Origin of the sequence: Streptococcus sp. UMB1203, from assembly GCF_030217725.1 — a bacterium.
Classification (GTDB): Bacteria; Bacillota; Bacilli; order Lactobacillales; family Streptococcaceae; genus Streptococcus.
In genome coordinates this window covers 1-272 of record NZ_JASOOK010000081.1, presented here as the reverse complement: position 1 = coordinate 272, position 272 = coordinate 1, and the positions used below count along the sequence as shown (strand labels likewise).

The 272-nt window shown below is 40.4% G+C and carries 1 protein-coding gene; it reads left to right on the top strand.

Annotation, left to right across the window (positions count from 1 at the left end; translation table 11 throughout):
* Positions 1–219: SGNH/GDSL hydrolase family protein (locus QP439_RS09030; RefSeq protein WP_502961738.1), on the top strand; the 219-nt coding region annotated here is incomplete at its 5' end.
* Positions 220–272 lie beyond the last annotated feature (53 nt).

The window sequence follows — 272 nt, the reverse complement described above, 5'->3', positions numbered from 1 at the left end:
ACACGTCAGTATGAGTTGGAATTGGCGAAAAAATACGATTATGTATTTGTAGCGGATTGGTATCAAACTGCTATCGAACACCCAGAAATTTGGTACGGAACTGACTATGTGCACTTTGGCTCGGAGACAACAACAATCACCAAGGGCGGTGAGCTCTATGCACAAACCGTTAAACAAGCCATTGATGAAGCTGTGAAAAAAGGAACGGTGAAGAAATAGTAGTAAATAATTAGAAGTCATGGATTGCTTTGCGATTCATGACTTTTGTGTAC